The organism is Paraburkholderia bengalensis (genome assembly GCF_037126505.1).
In the GTDB taxonomy this organism is placed as follows: domain Bacteria; phylum Pseudomonadota; class Gammaproteobacteria; order Burkholderiales; family Burkholderiaceae; genus Paraburkholderia; species Paraburkholderia bengalensis.
Map to the genome: position 1 here is coordinate 1 of NZ_JACFYJ010000245.1, position 1,510 is coordinate 1,510.

Below are 1,510 nucleotides of genomic sequence, written 5' to 3' on the forward strand. Positions count from 1 at the left end.
CGTCGGAAACCGGATTTACAGGAACTATCTATCGAGATGGCAAAAGGGTCGCGGGTTGCTACATCCGAATTACGCACACCTACGGATCACGAGGTCAGATCGGCTATTCGGGAAACGACAACCCTCAAGACAACAGTTTCAACGAAATCTTGAGCGTCGAAACCGATGAACAGTCGATGTACCTGAAGGGAATGATGACGAACTGGTCGGGGCGTGAGCAGAAACTCACGAACGAGGGAGTCGCTGAGCAGCTCTGGCAGCTCTTCATCGAACGGCTTAGATACAATGCGCGTGGGCAGCCTTCTGCCCTACGCGATTGCAGAAGGGACTCGCGGCTTCCTTCCGGGACAATGGACTCGCCGAGTCACGTGCCGACGGTGCTCTACTCGGCCTCTTGGGTTTGATCGGCGAGCCGCTGCAACCTTGCCGCCAATTCACGTAAGTCGACTGAGCTATATTCGTCGCCCGGCTGCCCCTTCATACGGTGAATCTCCGCTTCGAGCTGACTCAACAGGGCGTCAATTCGATCACGACGTGCCTCACGCTCGATCTCACCTTGCGACCGAAATCCAGTCCGTACCTCTCGCTGAAACCCATCACTCCTCCGTTCCATTAAGATCTTGCTTTTCCAGCTACGTGGCGAGGAATCATTAATTTTCCCGAAACGGAAATCTGCTGGCCTTGAGATAGTCGACGAGATTCTGATCGACAGACAAGAATCTGACCTCATCGAAGTCCGAGTATGGCCTGATTTCTCCGGGAACATACAACGGGGGTCCTTGGACCAACGTGTTGATCGACCCACCGATTTGTCCGGGCGTACGGACGATGTCCTTGCACCATAAGCGATGCTGCTCCAGGAGGGCAAGTCTGTGTTCTGCCAGGAGCTGTATGTTTGGCACGATTTCTCCTTGTTCAAATTCAGCGCATGGATGAGTGTAATTGAATGTAGATGTGCCAGAGCAAACACGGGATCTCGCGGTGCTATGCTAACGACCACAAACCGCTTGATCCCACCGGTCACTGGAGGCGCCATGAATTGAGACGAAGTCTTGGGTACATTGCCAGGTAACGACGAGTTTCAGGCTGCGCCAAACTACAAAAAGAAGGAAATTGTCGCAGGCCTTATCAGAACCATTCCCGATCAACTCGATGGCGAACAACGCGGCCCGGATCGCTGGGAGGGCTGAGCATTTAGCCGCGGCGATTGGTTACCTTTTATCGGACTGGTACAGTGCGGCAACTACCGCAACCGTCAAGGCGCTAGCGCCTCGCGATGAGCGCGCGAACCCCGAAACATGGGCGAGAACTGACGACACGATTACAACGCGCGCACTTCGCGATGGGCTTGACTACGCTGCGGGAAACCCGGCGCGAAACGGGTAGTTCATAGCACCTGCTATATAAGGGTGGTCGCCGGCCGGCGACCTTCATTACAACAGTGTGGCGGAATGGCCCTGCTTCGTCAGGAGCGACACGGCCTTCTTGTCGAACGAGATGAACTGTTCCC

Annotated in this window: 1 protein-coding gene and 1 pseudogene; both read left to right on the plus strand. The window is 54.9% G+C overall.

Going from position 1 to position 1,510, the window contains the following annotated elements:
• A pseudogene (locus tag H3V53_RS43010) lies at nucleotides 1-404 on the plus strand (hypothetical protein); the annotation flags it as partial.
• A gap of 648 nt (nucleotides 405-1,052) precedes the next feature.
• The gene (locus tag H3V53_RS43015) at nucleotides 1,053-1,190 is read left to right on the plus strand and encodes a hypothetical protein (RefSeq protein WP_336603014.1); all 138 of its coding nucleotides are present in this window, start codon (nucleotides 1,053-1,055) and stop codon (nucleotides 1,188-1,190) included.
• The last annotated feature ends 320 nt before the right edge of the window (nucleotides 1,191-1,510 follow it).